3 protein-coding genes are annotated in these 6,705 nt (G+C 73.8%); 2 read left to right on the top strand and 1 reads right to left on the bottom strand.

Features of this window, described 5'->3' with window-relative positions:
- On the bottom strand, nt 1–455 hold a 455-nt coding region (locus tag B085_RS0135740), incomplete at its 3' end, for an ATP-binding cassette domain-containing protein (protein ID WP_037733154.1).
- A 119-nt stretch (nt 456–574) separates the two neighbouring features.
- Here B085_RS0135740 and B085_RS0135735 point away from each other — a divergent pair.
- A complete protein-coding gene (locus B085_RS0135735) occupies nt 575–3,901 on the top strand; it encodes an FtsX-like permease family protein (RefSeq protein ID WP_018563395.1) in 3,327 nt (1,108 codons plus the stop codon).
- Between the two features lie 240 nt (nt 3,902–4,141).
- Nucleotides 4,142–6,705, top strand: a 2,564-nt coding sequence (locus B085_RS44890; RefSeq protein ID WP_018563394.1) for an FtsX-like permease family protein, incomplete at its 3' end; no start/stop codon positions are given.

The raw sequence follows: 6,705 nt of genomic DNA, 5'->3' as shown, positions 1-6,705 counted from the left end.
AGGCCGACCAGGGAGAGCAGGAGGCTGACGCGTTCCTCGCGTTCGTGGCGGGGGGTGTTGCGCAGGCGCAGGGGGACGCCGACGTTCTCGGCGGCGGTGAGGATGGGCAGCAGGCCGAAGGACTGGAAGACGAAGCCCATGCGGTCGCGGCGCAGGGCGAGCAGTTCGCGTTCGGCGAGGTCGTTGAGTGTGGTGCCGTCGACGGTGACGGTGCCGGCGTCGGCGCGGTCCAGGCCGCCGATGATGTTCAGCAGGGTCGTCTTGCCCGAGCCGGAGCGGCCCTTGAGGGCNACCAGTTCCCCGCGGGCCACGGAGAAGGACACCCCGCCCAGGGCGTNCACCGCGGTGTCCCCGGTGCCGAAGGTGCGCACCAGGTCCTCGACCACGACCATCGCCTCGGAGGCGGCCCCGTCGCCCGCCGGGCCCTCACGCCGTTCCATCACTATCTCAGTCATACCGCGCAGCATAGTCAAAGCGTTAGAAATAGCAACAAACTTGACGAGGCCGGGAGCTGTCAGCAGCACGGGGCCTCGCGTCGCGCCATCGCCGGGGTCGCGACCGGGGCGGGGCTGAGATGAACGGGTTCGTCCTTGCGCGCCTGCGCGCGCACCGTCTCCTGATCGGCGCCGCGGTCCTGTCCGTCCTCCTCACCACCTGCGCCGTGACGGCACTCGTGACGTTCAGCGACGCCGTCGGCGAGGCCGGCCTCAGGCGCGCGCTCCAGGAGCAGTCCGCCGCCAGGACGCTGATCGAGGTGACGGCCGACGTGCAGGGCGAGGACCGTGCGGCCGTCGACCAGGCGGTGCGCGCGACGGTCGCCGGCGCGTACGACGGCCTGCCGGTCGCGGTGGAGGCGGTCACGCGCTCGCGTTCGTACGGGTTGCCTCAGCGGCCGCGGTCATCGGGTCCGGCGCGCGGCGACGACCTGGAGCTGACGCTCCTGTCCACACTGGACCGTGCCCGGGTGAGCATGGTGGAGGGCGTCTTTCCGGGACGGCCCACCGCCGGTCAGCCGCTTCCCGTCGCGCTGCCGGAGACCGCTGCGGCGGCGCTGAAGCTCCGCCCCGGGCGCGTCGTGACCCTGTCGGACCGGCTCCGTGATTCCACCCTCAGGGTGCGGGTGACGGGCGTCTTCCGCCCCGTCGATCCGACGGCGCCGTACTGGCGTATCGACCCCACGGGAGGACGCGGCCTTCGGACGCTGTCGTTCACCACGTACGGGCCCATGCTCGTCGACCCGCAGGTGTTCGCGTCCGGGGCCGTCCCCGCCGCGGAGATGGCCTGGCAGGCACACGCCGACTTCTCCACGGTCACGACAGCGCGCTTCGGCCGCGTGAGCGCCGGAGTCCGGGAGGCGACACGGCGTCTGGAGCACATGTCGACCGACGGGTCGATCACGGCGGGCAGCGAGTTGCCCGGGCTGCTCCAGGAGTTGCGCAGGACGCTTCTGGTCACCCGGTCGACCCTGCTGATCAGTGCGTCGCAGCTGACGCTGCTGGCCGCGCTGTCGCTGCTGCTGGTCGCGCGGCTGCTCACGAAGGAGCGCGCCGAGGAGACCGCGCAGTTGCGGGCTCGCGGAGGCTCACGTGCCCGCATAGGAGGCCTGGCGGCGGTCGAAGGCCTGGCGCTGGTCGTACCGGCCGCGGTACTGGCCCCGCTCCTGAACGGGCCCCTCATGGAGTTGCTCTCCGGGTACGGCCCTCTGGGCCGGACCGGAATACGGCTGGAAGCCCGGCCGGCGACCGCCTGGGCCGTGGCGGTGCTGACCGCTTCGTTGTGCGGCTTGGCCGTCGTCGTACCCGCGTTGAGGGGGTCGGATTCCCGCGCGGGTGGGGGAGCGGCGCGCGTACGGCAGCGTGCCCTTCCGGGAGCCGTGCGGGCCGGCGCCGACCTCGGGCTCGCGGTCGTTGCGGGACTGGCGTACTGGCAGTTGTCGCGCAGAGGCGCGCAGACAGGGGCGCTGACCACCGACACCGCCGGCGAACTGGGACTCGACCCGGTGCTCGTCGTCGCCCCGGCGATCTGCCTGCTGGCGGGCGCGGTACTCGTCCTGCGCCTGCTGCCGCTCGCCGCACGCCTCGGAGAGCGGCGGGCGGCCAGGGCCCGTGGCCTGTCGGCGTCGCTGGTGGGCTGGCAGCTGGCACGCCGGCCCGGCCGGGGCGCGGCCCCCCTTCTGCTGCTCGTCCTGGCCCTGTCGATCGGCATGTTCGCGATCGGCGAGAACAGCAGTTGGACCCGTTCGCAGAAGGACCAGGCCGACTTCGCGGTGGGCTCCGACATCCGCGTCACGGGCTCCACGACCCCGCCGTTCGGGCAGGGCGGCGTGTACGACCGGCTGGCCGGCGCCGCGGCGGTGACACCGGCCTCCCGCACCCAGGTGGCGCTGCCCCGCGACAGGGCGGCCACGGTGCTCGCCATGGACACCACGCAGGCGGCCCGCGTCATGCGGCTGCGTGGTGATCTGTCGGAACGCCCCCTCGCCGAGACCCTGCGGACGCTGCGTCCCGAGGACGACGGCCGTGCGCGTGACGCCGGATTCCTGGTGCCGCCCGGCACGGACCGCCTGCGGTTCGCCGTCCGGCTGGAGTCGCGGGACCCCCGCGGCCGGACGAGGCCCGCCGGGGCCGCCGACCGGCTCTGGGCGACCCTCACGGACCGCTACGGGGTGCTGTACACCTTCGAACTCGGCGAAGTGACCGGCGACGGCCGGGTGCACGTCCTGGAAGCGGATCTGGGCGCCGAGACGGGCCGGGCGCGTGGCGCCGGACCGGCCGGACCTCTGCGGATCACCGCCCTGAAAGCCGAATACCGCATGCCGAGGTCCGCGGCGCTTCACCGTCTGACGATCGCCGCGGTGGACGCCGTGGACGCCGAGGGCGCAACCGGGCGTCTCGCGCCGCAGGCCGGCGCGGCATGGACGTCCCGGATCCGCCGGTTCATGGACGTCACCGACATCGGGGCGGGGCACGAGGCCGGCTCGCCCGGAGAGGCCCCGCTGTCCGGCCGTGACCCGCTTCTCTCGGTCGACTACGACACCGGTGCGAGCCGCGATCCGTTCGTGTCCTACAGCGCGTCGGTCACGGTGTCCGCGGCCCCGCCGCCTCCCGACACGGTGCCGGCGGTCGCCACCGATGCCTTTCTGAGGGCCACCAACGCCGAGGTCGGCAGCAAGGTGCTCCTGGACATGGGGTGGACGAAGCTCGACGTCCGCATCTCGGCGGCCGTGCGCGCACTGCCCACCACCGCGGCGGGGTCTCCCGCCGGCGACGGAGGCGCGGTCCTCCTCGACCTGCGCACCGCGAGCCGGGTCCTGGGCGCCGTGGACCTGCCGGGTCTGGAGCCGGACGAATGGTGGATCGCCGTACAGCGTGACTCGTCCGCCCGGGTCGCCGGCGCGCTCCGCGACCGGGGTGACATCTCTCGCGTCACCGTCCGCGCCGAGCAGCAGGCCGTGTTCCAGGACGACCCCCTTGGTGCCGGTCCTCTGTCCGCACTGCCCGCGGCGGTGCTCGCAGCGGTCGTACTCGCCCTGGTCGGCTTCGGTGTGGCCGCCGTCGGCGCGGTCGGAGAACGGCTGCGGGATCTCGCCAAGCTCCATGCCCTGGGGGCCTCACGCCGGTCGCTCATCCGCGTGGTGGCCGCCGAGCAGGGGCTGCTGGTGCTCATCGCGGTGGGCAGCGGCGCCTTCCTCGGCGGCCTGCTCACCACGATGGTCGTTCCGTCGATCGTACTGACCTCGCGGGCGCAGAGCCCGGTGCCCGGAGTCCTGGTCGAGCTTCCTCCGGGCCCGGTCGGCGCGCTGCTGCTCCTGGTCACAGCCGTGTCCCTGTTCCTCGCCGTGCTGATGGCCGGGCGGTCCGCCGACCCGGTTCGGACGCTCCGCGCCCAGGGGGAGGAGTGACGTGACCCCGTTCGCGGAAGCGGACCTCGGCTGCCGGCGCCGGTGGCCACGTCAAGCGGCGCGGGCGCGGCGCCGGCCACGACCACGCGGCGGACGCCCGGACGCCCGCCGCGCAGCAACCCCAGGCTCCGAAGCCCACGTTCGCGTGCGGGATGTGTGCCTCCCGGCAGCGCCGGGGTGCTCCCCGAGGGCCCTCGATTCCCTATCCGGCACGGCCGGTGCACCCTTTGAAGGAAACCGATGTCCAAGTCCCACGTTCCGCGCGGCGGCGACGTGTCCCTGATCCGCTCAAGGCTGCGGGCCGCGCCAGGCACGGCACTGGCCATGGCCGTACTGGTGCTGGGAACCGCCTTCGTGACGGCGGTTCTGCCACGCGCCGTCGAGGCGTACGAGAACGCGGCGCTGCTGCAGAGGCTGTCCCAGGCGTCGGTGGCCGGACGCAGCGTCAGCGCGTCGTTCGACGTGCACGGGGGAGATACGGGCCTCGTCAGCGCCGCGTCACTGGAGAGTGACGAGGAAGGGCTCCGGAGCGTGTTCCACCCTCCGCTGTCCTCCGTCCTCAAGGCGAGGGACACGGTCAGCGGTGTGCGGTCTCTGGAGCCCCTCGATGCCGGCGACAGGGCGCTGCCCCGGCCCACGGGGACCGTGGACCCGCAGAGCACCGTGGTCGCCCAGTTCGACCTGCCCCGTCACGCCCGGCTGGTCGACGGCAGGTTCTCCCGCCGGTTGAGCGACCCCCGCCGCGTCGAGGCGGTGGTCACGGACCGCACCGCCGGCACCATGGGACTGCGCGCCGGATCGGAACTCCATCTGCGCTCCTCGTACGGCTCGGAGCTGACCGTCGGGATCACCGGGATCATCCGCCCCGACCGGCCGGAGGGGCCCTACTGGAACGCGGAACGGGATCTGAGCGCGCCCACGCTGAACAGCCGGGCGGGTCCACGCGGCGGTGGTCCCGAGGAGTACTGGCACTTCACGGTGCTCATCGCTCCCGAGGACGCGTGGCGGATGACCGCGTACGGCGACGGCGTCCGCGTCTACTTCCACCACCCCGCGGACCCCGAGCGCACGAAGGTCCGCGACGTTCCCGCACTGCGCGACCAGCTCGACTCGCTCATCACCGGCCCCGGCGCGGCGGAGTTGCGCGACAGCCGTCCCCACATGGGGGAGATCGCCGAAGACGGCCTGTCGGCACTGCTGGGCTCCTTCGACGAGGAACGCGTGGCGGCCCGGCCCCTGGTCCTCGTCGCGACGGTGGGCGTGGCCGCGGTCGCCGGGATCGTTCTCCTCATGGCCGCGGGGCTGCAAGCCGATCGCCGGCGGTCCGAGTTCACGCTGCTGCGGGCCCGGGGCATCAGCCTGCCGGCGCTCGCAGGCCGGCTGCTGGCCGAGAGCGCGCTGCCGGCGATTCCCGGTGCCGCGGCCGGTGTGCTGCTCGCACTGGCTGCCGTGCCGTCGGAGACCCACGTGCTGCCGGTACTGCTGGGGTCGCTGGTCGGGGTGTTCGCCTCGCTGGCCCTGCCGTTGCGCGCGGTGGCCGTCTCCGCGCGTCCCGTGCCCGACCGGCGCGCGGACCTCACCGCGGCACGCCCCTCACGGAGGCGTGACGTGGCGGAACTCACCGTCACAGTGATCGTGATCGGCTCGGTGGTGGCCTTGCGGCGCCGTGGCACGGCGGACGGCGGCGCTGACGTGCTGACCGCCGCGGCGCCCGTGCTGGTGGCGGTGGCCGCCGCGCTGGTGCTGCTGAGGCTGTACCCCTGGCCGTTGCGGCTGCTGGCCCGGCCCTTCGCCCGGCTCGACGGGGCGGTGCTGCACCTGGGCCTGGCGCGGGCCGGTCGAGCCCCGTCGATGTCCGCTCTTCCGCTCATGGCGCTTCTGGTGGCGCTCGCGGTCACCTCCTTCGGCGGGTCCGTTCTCGCCGGTGTCGAGGGCGGCCGCGACAGGGCCGCCCTGCGGGCGGTCGGCGCCGACGCGCGCGTCGACTCGTCCACCGGCCTGCCCGCCGCCCTGGAGTCGCGGGTACGCGGGCTCCACGGTGTGCGGGACACGTCGACGGTACGGATCGAGAAGGGCCTGTCGACTCCGTCGGGCGTGAGGTACAGCCTGGTCATCGCCGATCCCGCACCGTACGGACGCGTGGTGTCGAGCACGGGCACGGGCGCTCCGTTCCCGTCGCTCGCCGGCGACGGGCGGGAGCCGATGCCGGCGGTGGTGTCGCCGGGGCTGGCCCGTGCCTTCGAGCGGGACGTGCTGATCGTGCGTTCCTCCGCCGGCCGGACCCCGGTACGGGCCGTCGCCACCCGGGACGTCACACCGGCGCTGGGCACCGGCGAGTTCGTCGTCGTGTCCGCGACGGACATGGCACGGAGGCACGCGCGGGCGGCCCGGGAACTGTCGGCGTCCACGACCCTGCTCGTCACAGGATCGGACCTGAGTGGTCCGCGGCTGCGTGCCGTCGTGCGGCAGCTCTCGCAGCACGCGCAGGTCACGCTCCGGTCGGAGGAGCGGGCCTCCTACGGCACCTCGGCGCTGCAGTCGGGCGCACGGCACGTGTACCTGGCCGCCGTGGCGGCGGGCGCGGGGTACAGCGTGCTGGCGTTGCTGCTGTCGTTGCTGCACAACGCGCCGCAGCGCAAGGCGCTGCTGGCCCGGTTGCGGACGATGGGTATGACGGGACGTGGGCGGCAGTGGCTGGCGGTGCTGGAGATGCTGCCGCAGGTCCTGCTGGGCGCCCTGGGCGGCATCCTGGTCAGCCTGGCCACCGTGCCGCTGGTACGTCCGGGCGTGGACCTGGTGGCGCT

The sequence above is a fragment of the Streptomyces sp. BoleA5 genome (genome assembly GCF_000373665.1).
In the GTDB taxonomy this organism is placed as follows: domain Bacteria; phylum Actinomycetota; class Actinomycetes; order Streptomycetales; family Streptomycetaceae; genus Actinacidiphila.
This window is presented reverse-complemented; position numbering and strand designations above follow the sequence as displayed.